The 16,432-nt window shown below is 29.6% G+C and carries 14 protein-coding genes; 9 read left to right on the top strand and 5 right to left on the bottom strand.

Annotation, left to right across the window (positions count from 1 at the left end; genetic code table 11):
• Positions 1-3 precede the first annotated feature (3 nt).
• The 9 genes from ABLL_RS12465 to ABLL_RS12425 all read left to right on the top strand — a co-directional run bounded on the left by ABLL_RS12465 (position 4) and on the right by ABLL_RS12425 (position 7,409).
• Positions 4-426: a heme-binding protein gene (locus ABLL_RS12465; protein ID WP_014475150.1), complete on the top strand. Its 423-nt coding sequence runs from the start codon at positions 4-6 to the stop codon at positions 424-426.
• Complete coding sequence (locus ABLL_RS12460) at positions 426-1,883, top strand: 2-hydroxymuconic semialdehyde dehydrogenase (protein ID WP_014475149.1); 1,458 nt, start codon at positions 426-428, stop codon at positions 1,881-1,883. The genes ABLL_RS12465 and ABLL_RS12460 overlap by 1 nt, the downstream gene beginning before the upstream one ends.
• 14 nt (positions 1,884-1,897) lie before the next feature.
• On the top strand, positions 1,898-2,686 hold the full coding sequence (gene dmpE, locus ABLL_RS12455; RefSeq protein WP_014475148.1) for a 2-oxopent-4-enoate hydratase: 789 nt from the start codon (positions 1,898-1,900) through the stop codon (positions 2,684-2,686).
• Between the two features lie 10 nt (positions 2,687-2,696).
• Positions 2,697-3,581 (top strand): acetaldehyde dehydrogenase (acetylating), encoded by an 885-nt coding sequence (locus ABLL_RS12450; protein ID WP_014475147.1) that lies wholly within the window; start codon positions 2,697-2,699, stop codon positions 3,579-3,581.
• 1 nt (position 3,582) lies between these two features.
• Positions 3,583-4,611, top strand: coding sequence for a 4-hydroxy-2-oxovalerate aldolase (gene dmpG / locus ABLL_RS12445; protein WP_014475146.1), 1,029 nt, complete (start codon positions 3,583-3,585; stop codon positions 4,609-4,611).
• Positions 4,611-5,399 (top strand): 2-oxo-3-hexenedioate decarboxylase, encoded by a 789-nt coding sequence (gene dmpH, locus ABLL_RS12440; protein ID WP_014475145.1) that lies wholly within the window; start codon positions 4,611-4,613, stop codon positions 5,397-5,399. The genes dmpG and dmpH overlap by 1 nt, the downstream gene beginning before the upstream one ends.
• Positions 5,400-5,413: 14 nt before the next feature.
• Positions 5,414-5,605, top strand: a complete 192-nt coding sequence (locus ABLL_RS12435; RefSeq protein WP_014475144.1) for a 2-hydroxymuconate tautomerase — start codon at positions 5,414-5,416, stop codon at positions 5,603-5,605.
• 65 nt (positions 5,606-5,670) lie between these two features.
• Positions 5,671-6,492 (top strand): alpha/beta fold hydrolase, encoded by an 822-nt coding sequence (locus ABLL_RS12430; protein ID WP_014475143.1) that lies wholly within the window; start codon positions 5,671-5,673, stop codon positions 6,490-6,492.
• 44 nt (positions 6,493-6,536) lie between these two features.
• Positions 6,537-7,409 (top strand): AEC family transporter, encoded by an 873-nt coding sequence (locus tag ABLL_RS12425; RefSeq protein WP_014475142.1) that lies wholly within the window; start codon positions 6,537-6,539, stop codon positions 7,407-7,409.
• A gap of 83 nt (positions 7,410-7,492) precedes the next feature.
• Here ABLL_RS12425 and ABLL_RS14815 read toward each other — a convergent pair whose 3' ends face one another.
• The 5 genes from ABLL_RS14815 to ABLL_RS12400 all read right to left on the bottom strand — a co-directional run bounded on the left by ABLL_RS14815 (position 7,493) and on the right by ABLL_RS12400 (position 16,426).
• The gene (locus ABLL_RS14815) at positions 7,493-8,686 is read right to left on the bottom strand and encodes a putative porin (RefSeq protein WP_014475141.1); all 1,194 of its coding nucleotides are present in this window, start codon (positions 8,684-8,686) and stop codon (positions 7,493-7,495) included.
• Between the two features lie 138 nt (positions 8,687-8,824).
• The gene (locus tag ABLL_RS12415; RefSeq protein WP_014475140.1) at positions 8,825-9,844 is read right to left on the bottom strand and encodes a prephenate dehydratase; all 1,020 of its coding nucleotides are present in this window, start codon (positions 9,842-9,844) and stop codon (positions 8,825-8,827) included.
• Positions 9,845-9,918: 74 nt separating this feature from the next.
• Entirely contained in the window at positions 9,919-10,200 is a 282-nt protein-coding gene (locus ABLL_RS12410) for a hypothetical protein (protein ID WP_014475139.1), read from the bottom strand.
• A gap of 1 nt (position 10,201) precedes the next feature.
• On the bottom strand, positions 10,202-10,798 hold the full coding sequence (locus ABLL_RS12405) for a hypothetical protein (protein WP_014475138.1): 597 nt from the start codon (positions 10,796-10,798) through the stop codon (positions 10,202-10,204).
• A 198-nt stretch (positions 10,799-10,996) separates the two neighbouring features.
• Positions 10,997-16,426 carry a DUF4347 domain-containing protein gene (locus ABLL_RS12400; protein ID WP_014475137.1) on the bottom strand — a complete coding sequence of 1,810 codons (5,430 nt, stop codon included), beginning with the start codon at positions 16,424-16,426 and terminating at the stop codon, positions 10,997-10,999.
• Positions 16,427-16,432: the final 6 nt, after the last annotated feature.

Here is a 16,432-nt window from a genome sequence, read left to right as displayed (position 1 = left end):
TAAATGAATACTATAGTTGAAAAAACTATATCAAGACAAGCAGCCTTTACGGCTTGTCTTAGCGCTATTGAAAAAGCAGAAGAGTTAAATATAGCGATAAATGTTTCAGTTACTGATAATAAAGGTTTAGAAATGGCTTTTATTAGAATGGAAAATTCATTTATTCATTCAATAGATATTGCTAAAGATAAGGCTTATACAAGTGCTAGTTTTGGATTTGATACAGCTCAATGGACTACAATTTTTAAAAGTATGCCTCATTTGGAACATGGATTTTCAAATAGACAGAGGTTAATTCCTTTTGGAGGAGGGATGCCGATTTTTGAAAATGGTATTAAAGTTGGAGCTATTGGTGTTTCAGGTGGAACTGAAGAAGAAGATATTATATGTGCAAAATATGCAATTGAAAAAATAGGATTAAAATAATGAAAAAAGTACAACACTATATAAACGGACAATTTATAGACTCACAATGTGGTGAGTTTTTTGATAACTTTAACCCAGCAACAGCAGAACTAATCTCTAAAGTTGCACTTGGAAGAGAAGCAGAAGTAAATGCAGCAGTTGCAGCAGCAAAGGCAGCACTTACAGGGGAATGGGGACAAATGAAGTTAAATGATAGAGTTGCTTTGATGTATGAAGTTGCAGATGAAATTAATAGAAGATTTGATGATTTTTTAGAAGCAGAGTGTTTAGATACTGGAAAACCATACTCAATTGCAAGACATATTGATATTCCAAGAGGTGGAGCAAATTTCAAAGTATTTGCTGATACTATGAAATCTTATGCAGATGAAGCATATAGAGCAGATACTCCTGATGGCAAAAAAATGTTGAATTATTCTATGAGAAAACCAAAAGGTGTAATTGCTGTTATTTCTCCTTGGAATTTACCATTATTACTTATGACTTGGAAAGTAGGTCCTGCTATGGCTTGTGGAAACTCAGTTGTAGTTAAACCATCACAAGTAACTCCTACAACAACTTCACTTTTAGGGGAAGTTATGAGTAAAGTTGGAGTTCCAGCAGGTGCTTATAATGTTGTTCAAGGAAAAGGAAGTATTACAGGAAACTTACTAACAGCTCATAAAGATATTGATGCAATTACATTTACAGGTGAAACTGTAACAGGTGAGATGATTATGAAAGCTTGTTCTGTTGGTGTAAGAGATGTATCTTTAGAACTTGGTGGTAAAAATCCAGCAATTATTTTTGCTGATTGTGATATGCAAAAAGCAGTACATGAAACAACAAGATCTTGTTTTGCAAATTCTGGACAAGTATGTTTAGGAACTGAAAGAGTTTATGTTCAAAGACCTATTTTTGACGAATTTGTTGCAAAATTAAAAGAATCAGCAAGTAAGTTAAAACTTGGTGTTCAACACGATGAATCAGTTGATATGGGACCACTTGTAAGTGCAGCTCATAGAGATAAAGTTTTAGAGTTTTATGAAATAGCTAAAAAAGAAGGTGCAAATGTAGTTTTAGGTGGTGGTGCTCCTAAAATGGAAGGTGCTTTATCAAATGGATTTTGGGTTGAGCCAACTATTTGGACTGGACTTCCAGAAAGTGCAACAGTTGTTCAACAAGAGGTATTTGGACCTTGTTGTCATATAACTCCTTTTGATACAGAAGAAGATGCTATTAGAATGGCAAATGATACAAAATATGGATTAGCTTCTACAATTTTTACTGAAAATTTAGATAAAGCTCACAGAGTTGCAAGTCAGATTGATTCTGGAATTGTATGGATAAATTCTTGGTTCTTAAGAGATTTAAGAACACCATTTGGTGGTATGAAAGCTTCAGGAATTGGAAGAGAAGGTGGACATCATTCACTTGAATTCTATACAGAATTAAAAAATATTTGTATAAAAATGTAAGAATTGGATAAAAAATGACAAAAGATAAAATAGAAAAATATGGAAATGAATTATACGAAGCATTAAAGGGAAATTATGCAATTGACCCAATAAGTTCTAGAGAAACAGATGCAACAATTGAAGATGCTTATGCAATACAACATCATTTTTTAAAAAGAAGAATGGAAGATGATAATTCAAAAATTATTGGTAAAAAAATCGGAGTTACTTCAAAAGTAGTTATGGATATGTTAGGTGTTCATCAACCAGATTTTGGATATCTTCTATCTGATATGATTTATTCTGATGGTGATGAGATAAATGTAACAAATGGGATGATTCAACCAAAAGCAGAAGGTGAGATAGCTTTTGTTTTAAAAGAAGATTTAATGGGACCAGGAGTTACAACAGCTGATGTTTTAAGAGCTACAAAATTTGTAATGCCTTGTTTTGAAATAGTTGATTCAAGAATCAAAGATTGGAAAATAAAAATTCAAGATACAGTTGCTGATAATGCTTCTTGTGGATATATTGTATTTGGTGGAAAAGGTGTTGATCCAAGAGATGTTGATTTGACAACTTGTGGAATTACTTTAGAGTGTAATGGTGAGTTATTACATACAGGAGCTGGAGCAGCAGCACTTGGAAGTCCAGTAAATGCAGTAGCTTGGCTTGCAAATACGCTTGGTTCTTTTGGTGTTGGTTTAAAAGCTGGAGAAGTTATCTTATCAGGTGCTTTATGTGCAATGGTAACAATAAAACCAGGTGATAATATGACTATAAATATAGGTGGAATTGGTTCTGCTTCGTGTAGATTTGTATAAAGGATTATGTATGGAAAAAATTAATTGTGCTTTAATTGGGTCTGGTAATATTGGAACAGATTTAATGTATAAACTTCAAAGAAGTAAGATTTTAAATCCTTTATGGATGGTTGGAATTGACCCTGATTCAGATGGATTAAAAAAAGCAAAAGAAGCTGGAATGAAAATAACACATGAAGGTGTTGATGGATTACTTCCATTTATCAAAGAAGATGGGGTAAAAATTGCTTTTGATGCAACATCAGCTTATGTTCATGGTGAAAATAATAGAAAATTAGCTGAACTTGGAGTTAAAGTTATAGATTTAACACCAGCAGCTATTGGACCATTTTGTGTACCTTCTGTGAATATTGATGAATTATTAGCACAAAATACACAAAACGTAAACATGGTAACTTGTGGTGGACAAGCAACTATTCCTATGGTTGCTGCTGTATCTTCTGTTCAAGCAGTTGATTATGCAGAGATTATTGCAACAGTTGCATCTAAATCAGCAGGTCCTGGAACTCGTGCAAATATTGATGAGTTTACAGAAACTACAAAATTAGGAATTGAAAAAGTTGGAAATGTAAAAAAAGGTAAAGCTATTATTATTTTAAATCCAGCAGAGCCACCACTTATGATGAGAGATACTGTTCATTGTCAAACAGTTGCCCAACCAAATAAAGAAGCAATTACTAAATCAGTTCATGAAATGGTAAAAAAAGTACAACAATTTGTACCTGGATATAAACTAAAAAATGGACCAATTTTTGATGGTAAAAAAGTTTCTATTTATTTAGAAGTTGAAGGATTAGGAGATTATTTACCAAAATATGCAGGTAACTTAGACATTATCACAGCAGCTGCAACAAATATTGCAGAAAAAATGGCTGAAAAAATCAAAGGAGAATAACATGAATTTAAAAGGTAAAAAAGTAACAATTCATGATATGTCTTTAAGAGATGGTATGCACTCTATTAGACATCAATTTACATTAGACCAAATGGCTGCAATGTCTAAAGCTATGGATGAAGCTGGTGTTCCGATGATTGAAGTAACTCATGGTGATGGACTTGGTGGTTCATCTTTAAATTATGGATATGGTTTACATACTGATGAAGAGTGGATTGAGTGTGCTGTATCAAATGTAAAAAATGCAAAAGTTTCTGCTCTTTTACTTCCTGGAATTGGAATTGTAAAAGATTTAGAAAGAGCTGTTAAAAAAGGTATTTCAACTGTTAGAGTTGCAACTCATTGTACAGAAGCAGATGTTTCAGCTCAACATATAAAAGCTGCTGTTTCTATGGGACTTGATACTGTTGGATTTTTGATGATGGCACATATGGTAACTCCTGAAAAATTACTTCAAGAAGCATCAAAAATGGTTTCTTATGGAGCAAAAACTATCTATGCAACGGATTCAGCTGGATATATGTTACCTGATGATGTAAGTGCAAGAATATCAATTCTTAAAAAAGAGTTTGGTGATGATATTGAGTTAGGTTTTCATGGTCATAATAATATGTCAATGGGTGTTGCAAACTCACTTGCTGCTATTGAAGCAGGAGCAACTAGAATTGATGCTTCACTTGCTGGATTTGGAGCAGGTTCAGGAAATACTGCAACTGAAGTTTTAGTTGCTGTATTAAATAGAATGGGTGTTGAAACTGGAATTGATTTACATAAAATCGAAGATGCAGCTGAAGATATTGCATTACCAATTATGGGTAAACTTACAAGAATTTCAAGAGATTCTATCACTTTAGGATATGCAGGAGTTTATTCATCATTTTTATTATTTGCAAGACGAGCAGAAGAGAAATATGGAATTGATGCAAGAACACTTTTATTAGAGCTTGGAAGAAGAGGAATGGTAGGTGGACAAGAAGATATGATTGAAGACTTAGCATTAGATATGGCAAAAGAGAGAGGATTAATATAATGGCACTAGATAAATCAACAATAGAAAAATTAGCAAAGCATTGTGAAGATGCTGAATTAAAAGCGTATGAAATTACTAAAATTACAGATGATTATCCAGATATGACTTATGAAGATGCTTATGATATTCAATGGACAGCAAGAGCTGCAAAAGAAGCAAGAGGTCATAAAATTGTTGGTATGAAAATGGGGCTAACTTCTCAAGCAAAAATGAAACAAATGGGTGTTCCAAATCCTTGTTATGGTTATTTAGCTGATTATTTCAGTTTTGGTGATGGAGCTGAAATAAAAATTGATGAGTTAATTCATCCAAAAGTTGAAGCTGAAATAGCTTTTGTACTTAAAAATGACTTAGAAGGACCTGGTTGTCATATTGGAGATGTTTTAGCTGCAACTGATTTTGTTATGCCAGCTGTTGAGATTATTGATTCAAGATATAAAGATTTCAAATTTGATTTAAAATCAGTTATTGCTGATAACTCTTCATCTTCAAGATATGTAACAGGTGGAAGAATGAGAGATATTAAAGATTTAGATTTAAAAACTCTTGGTGTTGTAATGGAAATAAATGGAGAGATAGTTCAACTTGGAGCTGGTGCTGCTGTTTTAGGACATCCTGCAACATCAATTGCAATGCTTGCAAATATGCTAAGTCAAAGAGGTGAAAAACTAAAAGCTGGTGAATATATCCTTTCAGGTGCAATTACTGCTGCTGTTAGTGTAAAAAAAGGTGATAATGTAACTGTTAAGTTCCAAGATTTAGGCTCTTTATCATTTAGATTTGTATAAGGAGAATAAAAATAATGCCAATAGCTACAATAAATATTATTGAGGGAAGAAGTGATGAAAAAAAAGAGAAACTAATTGAAAAAGTTTCTTTAGCAATTGCTGAATCGCTTGATGCACCACTTGAAAGTGTTAGAGTAATCATAAATGAAATGCCAAAACAACACTTTGGTATTGGTGGGAAAAGTGTCAAAAAATTGGGAAAATAAAATTGACTTCGTACAAACTTTTAGTAAAAGAGTTTCATTTAACTAAAAAAGGTAGAGATTAAAATATGAATAATCCAGAAATTGCAAAAAATATAAAAACAGGTAGTTTTAATACAAACTATCATGATTTAGGTGAAGGTGAACCAATATTTTTTATTCATGGTTCAGGACCAGGTGTTTCAGCATTTGCTAATTGGAGAGGTTCTATGCCAGTTCTTGCTGAAAAATTTAGAGTAATTGCTCCTGATATGGTGGGGTTTGGTTATACAGATAGACCCGAAGGTATTACATACAATATGGATACTTGGGTTCAACAAACTATTGATTTAATGGATGCTTTAGGAATTGAAAAAACAAATTTAGTTGGAAATTCATTTGGTGGTGGATTAGCCGTATCACTTATGATTAAATATCCACAAAGATTCAATAAAGTTGTTTTAATGGGCTCAGTAGGTGTTTATTTTGATTTAACTTATGGTTTAGATAAAGCATGGGGATATACACCAAGCATAGAAAATATGAAAGAGTTACTTGATATTTTTGCTTATGATAGAAGTATTGTAACTGATGATTTAGCAAAAATGAGATATGAAGCAAGTATTAGACCAGGATTTCAAGAATCATTTGGTTCAATGTTCCCAGCTCCTCGTCAAGATGGTGTTGATTCTATGATGAGTTGTGAAAATGACATCAAAAAAATTGATAAAGAAGTTTTAATTGTACATGGAAGAGAAGATAAAGTTATACCTTTACAAAACTCTATTAGATTAAATCAACTTATTTTAAAATCTCAATTACATGTTTTTGGACAATGTGGACATTGGACACAAATCGAGCATAAAGATAGATTTAATAACTTGTTATTGAATTTTTTTAGTGAAAAATAGTTTTAATAAAAATTTGAAACATCAAACGATGGAGAGTTTTTAATATGATTTTAAAAACTCTTCAAATTGTACTACCTGTAATAATTATAGTTTTAATTGGACTATTTTATGCCAAAAAAACAAATATAAACACTGACACTATAAATAAAATAAATTTAGATATTTTTATACCAATTTTGATATTTTATGCAATAGCTCAAAAACTACCAAATATTTCTATTTTAGGATATTTCTCCCTTGGAGCAGTTATTGTAGTTTTTGGATCAGGGCTTATTTTATATCCATTTTTAAAGATGATGAATATAAATATTAGAAGTTTCCTTCCCACAATGATGTTTAATAACTCTTTAAATTTAGGTTTGCCTTTAGCTATGTTAGCTTTTGGAAATGAAGCTATGGCTATGTTTATAGCTTTATCTTTAGTTCAAGTTATAGGTCAATTTACAGTTGCAGTTGCCATGTATGGTGGAACTTTTAATCCTCTAACACTTCTTAAAAATCCAGTTGTAATAGCTACTATCTTGGGACTATTTTTTAACTATTTTGGTGTAGAGTTTTCAAAAGTTATTATTACTACTTTTGATTTACTTAGCGGTGTTGCAATTCCTTTGATTTTATTTTCTCTTGGAGTTAGGCTTTCAAGTGTAAAATTTGATAATATAAAAATAGGACTTATTGGTGCAGTTTTATGCCCAATATCTGGAGTTATAACTGCATATATTGCAATTCTAATTTTTGATTATACTCCTTTGCAAGAGAATCTTTTGATTTTATTTGGACTTTTACCGCCAGCAGTGTTAAATGCAATTTTGGCAGAAAAATATAAAAATAACTCCTCTATGGTAGCTTCTGTTGTTGCAATGGGGAATATTTTGAGTTTGGTTTATATTCCTATTGCTTTATATTTTATGTTGTGATTTTTTCATTTTTTTAGGATTATATAAATATTAAGAGGTGTGCCCTTTTATGGAGGAGGGTTGTATAAAAGGGCACGATTTATTTAGAAGTTATATGATAGATAAACTCTTGTTACGTCAGTATTACCATCTTCAATTCCAGCTGGAATGATAGTATTTTCAATTTCAACGTGCTCATAATTTACTTTTAATAAAAAGTTTTTATAAAATGGATAAATTGCCATTGCTCCAACAGCACTAACATCGCCTAGTCCACCATCTGACCATGAATAACCTGCATAACCAACAGTTGTTACATCTAAAATAGGTACAATAATTCCTCCAACTAAAGTATCTGTGTTTGCTCTTGTAGGTACTCCACCTCCATTTACAGGCATTGCTGTAAATGCTGTATCTGAAGTTCCAGCACCAGCTCCTAAGTTTACATCTCCATCTTTTGTACTAGAGTTAAATGCAACAATATAGCCAAGTTTTCCTATACCTAAAGTTCCTGAGGCTTTTAATCCATATAATTCACCATCTTCAAAATCAGAACCTTTTGATTCATCTTTTGATGATAAATATTGAGCTGAGATAGTATGTAAACCGATTTTATAATCTGCTTGGAAATAAAGATTACTTATATCTTGGTTTGAATTTATAGCATCAATATTTAGATATTGAGCTTGTAATTCTAAATTTTCGATAGAATTATTTTTTATGTATAAAGTATAAGCTCCATCTTCAAACTCTTCAAAATCAGCTGTATCTGAATCATTTGATGTTTTGGCTTGATATTTATCTACATATCCTGCGACAATTGTAGTATTTGGAATATCATTATTAGTTAATAAATAAGCTTCAAAAGAATCTTTCAATAAACTTTCTGAAGATTTACCATCAATTGCTGTACTAACTAAAGGAGTATAAATATATTGTCTTCCAGCTTTTATACTTGTATTTGATAGTTTATATTCTAAATAAGCTTCAGATAAAACAGCACCAGAAGCATCTAAATCAGAGATAAAAACATTATTGTTATTGTCATCATTAATTACGTGTGAAGCTTGAAAAGTTGCTCCTGCACTAAAACCATAAAAATCAGCTGTTTTGTATCCTAAACTTCCACCAATTGTTGCTATATCATCTGATGTTGATTTTCCTAAAAAATTGGAATTTGAATATACAGATTTAATCTCTCCTTTAATTTTCCCATTACTAAAGGCATCACTTAAATTATCTGCAAATAAAGGAGCAGTTAATAATAACGCAGTAATCAAACTAAGATTTTTTTTCATCTTTATTCCTTAAATTAAATTTTGATATTCAAATAAAAAACTCTATAAAAAATCGCCAAAATTATAGAGTTTAAAAAATATTAGAATTTCAGTATAAATATAATTTAATTTAATCGCAGTTTAATCGCTTTTTTTAATTTATATATCATCTATTTCTTTTTTATATGAACCAATAATTTTTATATTCTTGTATCTTTTGAATATTTTTTTTATATTTTCATCTTCTTTATGTCCATCAAATTCGATGAAGAAGTTAGAAATACCTTTTGTTATATGTGATTTTATTTTATATAAATTGATTTTTTCATCTTTGAATATTTGTAAAAAATCTATTAAAGAACCTGAAATATTAGGTAGTTTGATTAAAAAAGAAGTTTTATAGTCAATATCTTTTTCTTTTTTTTCATCTTTTTTACTTAATACAAAAAATCTTGTTTTATTGCTAGGATTATCTTCAATATCATAAAACATAACATTTAAATGATTGTTAAAAGCTGCGATGTTTGAGCATATTGCAGCACTGTTTGGATTTTCAAAGGCTAATTTTGCAGCTTTTGTAGTAGATTCTACAAAAATATGTTCGATATTATGTAAATTATATTTTTCTAAAAAAAGTGAACATTGATCAAAAGCTATATCTTTTGAATAGATAGTTTTTATTTCTGAAATATTTTCACAATTAGAAGAAAAAGTGTGATGTATATCTAAGATGATTTCACCAACTGCCGTTAAATCATATTTTAAAAAAGCATTTAAGGTATCATTTACTAAACCATTTAGACTATTTTCTATAGGAATTATCGCATAAGTTGCATTTTCTTTTTTTATCTCTTCAAATAAATTATTAATAGAGTTTATTGAAAAAAATTGATTTTCATTTCCAAACTTTTTAATAGCTGCATCTTGGGTATAACTTCCTTCTGGTCCTAAATATAAAATCTTATTTATTATAGAATTTGTATTTTCAAAAGAGTTTATCAGTTTAAAAAGTTTAATGATTTTCTTTTTGTTTTTTAGATTTTTTTCTTTTGAACTTATCTCTTCATAGTGTTTTTTATCAAAAGTTTCAAATAAGTTTTCTTCTGATAATAAAGAATTTCTTTGCAAAATCAAATCTAAGATTTGATTATCAATATTTTCAATGATATTTTTTTTCATTTTAAACCTTATAAAATAGTTTTATTAACTATTTTATAAAAATTTAATCGCACTTTTATCTCATTTGAATAAATTTAGTTTTCTTCTTTTATCATATCTTTTAAAAGAGTCATTCTCATCCATGCAGAAGTTGTGATTTTTACTCCTATTTCTTTTGACATTTTTAAAGCTTGTTCTTCAATCCAATCTTTTTCTTTTTGACTAAGAGCTACTGGAATTGCAGTATTTCTTACTTCTTCTATGGCTTTTTTAGGACGACCAGTATTTTTCTTTTTTGTAGGAGTTTTTTCTTTTAGAACTTTTTCTTCTGTTTTGATTTTAGATGAATTAAGTTTCAGTTTATCTGCGTATCCCATTTTAGTTTTCCAAAACTTTTTTTAGATTTATCATATCTTCTATGGCATTTCTATAAATATGTCTTTTAAATCTATTATTTCCAGCTTTATTTTCAACATATTCACAATCAAATAATGAATCTTCTAAAATAGATGATTCTCTCACAAAAATGATTGGAATTTTTATATTTCCATACAATTTTTTTATTTCATCTTCAAGATATTCTTTTAATTCTACTGCTTTATTATTGTTTTTTGTTCGATTTACAACTAAAATGATATTTTTATTTATTTCAATTACATCTTTTAAAGTAGCAAGAGTTGCTTGAACATCAACAATTGATGTAAGAGTTGGAATAATTACTTTTTTAACTTGTTTTATAATTTCATTTATTCTTGTGTCTTTAAATCCTCCAAAGTCATATACAACTTTTTCATCAAAAGGTATTTCTTCATACTCTTCACTTGAAACTAGAAATCCTTTTTCTTCAGGCATTAGATTATGAGCAGATGAGTGTGAATCATTTGTAACATAAGTAAACTCTAACATTTGAGAGATTTGAACTGATAAAGTTGTTTTTCCAACTCCACCTTTTATACTATAAACAACGTAAGACATAGACTTCCTTAATTATTTCTATATATTTTTATATAATATTATATTTTATGGAAAATAATTATATCTAAATATATATTTATATAAAATATATATTTAAATATTGAAAATTTATAATTTTATATAAGAAAAGTAGAAAGAAGATTGAATATCTAAAAAAGATTATCTTGTGAAAAAATTTCACAAGATAATTTATATTGATTAAGCAAACAATTTAGTCAAATAAGAACCATAACCATCTAATTTTTGATTTTCAAAAGCTATTTGCTCTTTTAATCCTATAAATTTCTCATTTACTTCTGTTTGCATTCTTTGTTTTAATTCTTTTAAATCCAATTTCAAATTTAAAACTCTTGTTGTTCCATCTAAGTTTATGGCTTTTATAGTAATATTTAATTCATTTAAGTTATCTGGAATTGTACCTGAAATACTTCCAGTTGATGAATTAAAATATAGTCCTGCTGGTAAAGCTGAACCATCAAATTGGGTTACAATATAATTTTGAACATTAGCTGTATCAACAATTTTTATATCTAATTTATTATTATCAATTTTCAAATCTTCAATAGTAATACCAACAATTGAAAAAGAGCCTTGTATTGTTTTATCAAATGAAACTTGACCATTTAAATTTACATTTAATGTAGCACTAGTTTCAACGTATTTACCATTATCTTTTATTATTGGAATATTTTGAGAAGGATTAAAAGTATCGTTAATTTGTAATGTTGGAGAAGTGTTATTTAAATAACCAATTCCAATATTGTCAGTAATATTTGTTCCTAAATTATTATTTATAGTTCCTAATGAAATAGTATCTAAAAAAGTTGATAATGTAATATCTGAAAATACATTTGAAGGAGTATTATTTAATGGTTCAGATACAGGTGGCTGCGAATTTTCTATTTGAACTGGAGCTAGAACAAATATTTTATATGTTCTAGAAACACTTAATGCTGGATTTCCATTATCAGTTGCTTTTATTGTAACAATAAATTCACCAGATTCATTTGCTTTTCCTGAGATAATTCCTGTAGAAGGATTTAATGTTAATCCTAGAGGTAAATCAGTAGCTTCAAATGTAAAAATATTATCAAAATCTATATCTTTAAATAATTCTGATATATCTTTAGTGTAAGAATCACCAAATGCTAAATTAACATCTAAATTATCAGTTAAAACAGTTGGAGCATCATTTATATTCAATATTTGATTTGTTACATTACTTATTACACTTTCTAATGTTCCAAATCCATCTATATATGTAGCCTTTACAGTTATTACTTTATTTACTTCATTTTGTGTTAATGTATATGTTGAATTAGTTGCTCCATCTATAATTTCATTATTAGCATACCATTGGTAAGTTATCTCACCTAATCCATCTTCATCTGTCAAAGTATTTGATACAGTTAATATTTCACCTTGAATAGGTGATCCACTTATTATTACATTTCCTATTGGACTATCATTTACATTTTCTACAGTTATCGTAAAAATATCTGATACATTTAAACTTCCATTATCAGATGCTGTTACTTTTATATAAATAATTCCTGTATCACTATTTGTAGGTGTTCCACTAAATGTTTTTGTATTTGCATCAAAACTCAACCAACTTGGTAAAGTTCCACTACTTACTAAATCACCATTACTATCTACAAGTTTTGCTGAATAAGTTAATGTATCACTTGTATCAACATCTGTAAAACTATTTGTTGGAATAGTAAAATTAAAAATACTGTTTTGTGTTGCTGTTTGATTTATTATTTCATTTGAAATACTTGGCGAATCATTAACCCCATTAATAGAAATAGTTAAAGTATTTCCTTTAGTTCCTGCACCATCAGTTGCTTCAATAGTAAATGAATCAGTTACAGTAGAAGTTGTAGCATTTATTACACTATCACTTGTTGGTACATAAATATAACTTCCATCACTTGATTTTACATATAATGTTCCATATGTTCCAGTTTTTGATACATCATAAGTTACTGAACCTATAGTTGTAGAACCACCTGTAGTTCCACTATTTATTCCATATCCTAAAATTGAACCACTTGAAGCTGTTGCACTTATACTTCCTGTTATATTTGCAAATGTATCATTTGCTATTGTATCTGTATAACTTCCTGTTGCTACACTTACTGTTGGGCCACTATTTGTTGTAATCGTAAAAATATCTGATACATTTAAACTTCCATTATCAGATGCTGTAACTTTTATATAAATAATTCCTGTATCACCAATTGCAGGTGTTCCACTAAATGTTCTTGTATTTGCATCAAAACTCAACCAACTTGGTAGTGTTCCACCACTTACTAAATCACCATTACTATCAACAAGTTTTGCTGAATAAGTTAATGTATCACTTGTATCAACATCTGTAAAACTATTTGATGGAACTGTAAAACTAAAGGCATTTGATACACTAGCATTTTGGTCAACTATAGCATTTGCAACTGTTGGAGCATCATTTACTGCTGTTACATTATAAGTTATTGTTTTTGCAGTTGAATCAACAGTTCCATCATTTACTGTAAAATTAAATGTTGCATAACTTGTACCATTTTCATTTAATGATGGGTTAAATCTTAATTTACCATTTGTTATATCAGTTACTGCAATTTTTTGATTTGATGTTACTGCTATCCATGATGAAACATTAAAATATTCCAATGTTCCATGAGAAGCTAAACTTGTAATTTTTACACTTGATAATGCACTTCCAGTATCAACATCTGCAAATCCAAAGTCACTTACCTTTAATACAGTTATTGTATCTTCATCTATTGTGATTGTTTTATTTTGTGCTGTTGGTGCATCATTTGCACCAGTAATATTTATAGTAAGTGTTTGAGTATCATTTAAACTGCCATCACTTGAACTAACGGTAAAGCTATCTGTTGCATTTGATGTTAAAGCATTTATTGCATTTGCATTTGGTACATATACATAACTTCCATCAGTTGATTTTACATATAAAGTTCCATATGTTCCTACTTTTGATACATCATATGTTATTCCACCAATAACATCAGTTCCACTTGTTGTTCCTGTACTAATACCATAAGTTAGTGTTGTTCCTGTATCTCTATCACTAGCACTTAATGTTCCAGTTGTATTTGTAAACGTATCAGTTGCACTTGTATCTGTATAACTTCCTTCCGTTGGAGCACTTAATACAGGCGAATCATTAACCCCATTAATAGAAATAGTTAAAGTATTTCCTTTAGTTCCTGCACCATCAGTTGCTTCAATAGTAAATGAATCAGTTACAGTAGAAGTTGTAGCATTTATTACACTATCACTTGTTGGTACATAAATATAACTTCCATCACTTGATTTTACATATAATGTTCCATATGTTCCAGTTTTTGATACATCATAAGTTACTGAACCTATAGTTGTAGAACCACCTGTAGTTCCACTATTTATTCCATATCCTAAAATTGAACCACTTGAAGCTGTTGCACTTATACTTCCTGTTATATTTGCAAATGTATCATTTGCTACTGTATCTGTATAACTTCCTGTTGCTACACTTACTGTTGGGCCTGAAATAAATGTCAATAAATCATACTGGTAAACATCAGATAATACATAAGTTGCATCCCAATCTCCCCAATCTGGGTCATTTATTGTTACGGTATTTGTACTTTGTACATCATATAATAAAGAAAAGCCACTAGCGGTAGTTAAATAATGTGGATTTGTAATATTTTTGCCAGAAGGAACAGGAATATCACTTAATGTAGTAATTGAACCTATTAAATTTCCTGTTGTTGTGGAGATATTAGCAATACTAAGACCACCATCATCATTAGGTAAAACAGCAATTAAATTAGTACCATCAAATTCTAAATCAACTTGAAAATCATTTGCATAAGTATTTTGATTACCATATAAATTACTTAAATTCGATGTAATTGCCCCTACATTTACAGCATAATAATATTTATTATAATAATTTCCTCCATAATATACTGTATCAGTAAGTTTATTTGTTGTAGTTAACGAACCATCATTATTATAAACTGTTATTTGCCATTGTCCATTATGACCTTTATTTAAAGAAGCAAAACCTCCATCAAATGAAGTTAAAGCTGTAATATTATTAGATTGACCAGGATTCCAATTAACTCTTTCCCAATATTGACCACTTCCTCCACTAAATGAAGATTTAGTTCCATCAGCATTAAATTTATATATGAAATCTCCTAAAGGTGTGTAAGAAGAATTAACCCAATCATATGTAGAACAAGCAACTACAAAGGAACCATCTGATAAATTTGTAATTGATAGAGAACCCATAGCAAATAATCTTCTAACATCTGATGCATCAGGACCATATGTTGTTGGAGTAGTAGAATCACCTGCATTAGCACCTATTACATCTGAACCATTTTCAATAAATATTAATTCATTATTAGCAATAAAACTTCCAGCATTATAAGTATAAGTTTTTACAATACCTGTTTGTCCATTTAAAAAAGCAACTGCAAAACCTCCATTAGTTAATGATGTAACTTTAATATTTCCACCATCTGTTGTAGTTAATAAATTAAATGGATTACTTCCAACTTGATTACCGTTATTATCAAAGATTTCATAATACTTATTTAGAGTTGAATCAGAAGCATTTCCTTCTGTCCATACAACTACAAAACCTCCATTTTTCAAAGATGTTATAGACATATCACTAATAAAATTGGAATTATTTGATAAGTGTTCAGTCATATCTATAGATTTAATTACAGTAGTGCTACTATCTGTAACTTGAATAATCCCGCTATATCCTGAATACCAATCAACATTCATATCTCCACTTGTTTGAACTAAATAAGCAACAGCGTTTCCTCCACTTGTTAAATGAGCTACTCCTGAACTAATATTATTATATGTTTCAACTGTATTCCCATGTTCTACAACAACAGATAAACTAAGAATATCTTCATAATCTGATATATTAATTGTATCTGTATCAATTAAACCACTACTTTTTTCTAAATCCCAATCACCACCTAAAGCACTTGAACCAGTTAAATCATCAGATGCAGCAACATCTGCTTCTGTGATAGTTGCTAATTCTGTTATAAACTCTTCTCCACTTCCATCATTTGCTACATTACATCCATAAAGTAATATATCCCCATTCTCTGTTAATGATGTTTTCATACTTTGCAATACTGCATCGAAATTTTGCAATGTATCTTTATTTAATACATCATTCCCCACAGTTATTTCACCTGTTTCTCCATGAGATAAAATATGTATTGCATCTATATTTGTTTCATTCTCTAATATTGATTTTATTTCATCTAAAGAACTTACTAAATAAGTCTCTACACCTTCTCCTACTCCATCAACTAATGTTTGATAATCTTTTACTGTTACATCTACAAAGGCTACTTCTTTTCTACTCTTTTCAAACCCTTGAACTGCTTGTGCTTCATGTACACTATTCTCTGCATTATTATTTGTCATATCATTTGTAGTTGTTGAGTCATTTGTTGGTGTAAAACTACTATTATCAAGGACATCAACAGCTGTGGCAACTGCTGCCCCATCAAAAAGAATTCTTTGCTCTAAAGCACTAATCATTGGTTTTTTTAAATTTTTTCTTTTCATCTCTTA

It is taken from the genome of Arcobacter sp. L, assembly GCF_000284235.1.
Taxonomy (GTDB): Bacteria; Campylobacterota; Campylobacteria; order Campylobacterales; family Arcobacteraceae; genus Aliarcobacter; species Aliarcobacter defluvii.
This window is presented reverse-complemented; position numbering and strand designations above follow the sequence as displayed.

Bases quoted from the DNA above. Each gene is read 5' to 3' on its own strand.
- ABLL_RS12465 (WP_014475150.1), top strand. From the start codon at position 4: ATGAATACTATAGTTGAAAAAACTATATCAAGACAAGCAGCCTTTACG.
- ABLL_RS12460 (WP_014475149.1), top strand. From the start codon at position 426: ATGAAAAAAGTACAACACTATATAAACGGACAATTTATAGACTCACAA.
- dmpE (WP_014475148.1), top strand. From the start codon at position 1,898: ATGACAAAAGATAAAATAGAAAAATATGGAAATGAATTATACGAAGCA.
- ABLL_RS12450 (WP_014475147.1), top strand. From the start codon at position 2,697: ATGGAAAAAATTAATTGTGCTTTAATTGGGTCTGGTAATATTGGAACA.
- dmpG (WP_014475146.1), top strand. From the start codon at position 3,583: ATGAATTTAAAAGGTAAAAAAGTAACAATTCATGATATGTCTTTAAGA.
- dmpH (WP_014475145.1), top strand. From the start codon at position 4,611: ATGGCACTAGATAAATCAACAATAGAAAAATTAGCAAAGCATTGTGAA.
- ABLL_RS12435 (WP_014475144.1), top strand. From the start codon at position 5,414: ATGCCAATAGCTACAATAAATATTATTGAGGGAAGAAGTGATGAAAAA.
- ABLL_RS12430 (WP_014475143.1), top strand. From the start codon at position 5,671: ATGAATAATCCAGAAATTGCAAAAAATATAAAAACAGGTAGTTTTAAT.
- ABLL_RS12425 (WP_014475142.1), top strand. From the start codon at position 6,537: ATGATTTTAAAAACTCTTCAAATTGTACTACCTGTAATAATTATAGTT.
- ABLL_RS14815 (WP_014475141.1), bottom strand. From the start codon at position 8,686: ATGAAAAAAAATCTTAGTTTGATTACTGCGTTATTATTAACTGCTCCT.
- ABLL_RS12415 (WP_014475140.1), bottom strand. From the start codon at position 9,844: ATGAAAAAAAATATCATTGAAAATATTGATAATCAAATCTTAGATTTG.
- ABLL_RS12410 (WP_014475139.1), bottom strand. From the start codon at position 10,200: ATGGGATACGCAGATAAACTGAAACTTAATTCATCTAAAATCAAAACA.
- ABLL_RS12405 (WP_014475138.1), bottom strand. From the start codon at position 10,798: ATGTCTTACGTTGTTTATAGTATAAAAGGTGGAGTTGGAAAAACAACT.
- ABLL_RS12400 (WP_014475137.1), bottom strand. From the start codon at position 16,426: ATGAAAAGAAAAAATTTAAAAAAACCAATGATTAGTGCTTTAGAGCAA.